1 pseudogene is annotated in these 394 nt (G+C 45.9%); it reads right to left on the bottom strand.

The features are described from left to right. Nucleotides 1–394, bottom strand: a pseudogene (locus tag A3751_RS22590) (Tn3 family transposase); the annotation flags it as partial.

Genomic DNA, 394 nt, shown 5'->3' with positions numbered 1-394 from the left:
GTCAAAACGCTTGATCTTACTTCCATAATAATCAACCATCGAAGCAAAGTGCTGTTGGTTTTTTATTGAGAGCGACAAGGCTTTAACCACGGTGTTAACTTCACTCATCCAAGGCTCGATTAATCGTTTCACCTTGAGCTCCTTTTCCAGTTCCGTAGGAGTAAAGTTCTTGGCAGACAACCTCAATTTAGACAGAGGCAATGCCCCTTTTCCGTCCACCAAGTTTGCGAGCTCAGTCGACAACCTCCCTGATAACTGGTTTTGCAGCGAAGCAGTAATACGCTCTCGTTCCTGTTTCATCGCCTGGCTTACCACGGTCTGCATCACCGTGTATTTGGGAATTGCAATACGACGCAGTGATAAATACTCGGTGGTTGCATCGAACAAATACCGG

The sequence above is a fragment of the Oleiphilus sp. HI0080 genome, from assembly GCF_001635135.1.
The sequence above is the reverse complement of the archived record's forward strand: the minus strand, read 5'-3'. Positions and strand labels throughout refer to the sequence as shown.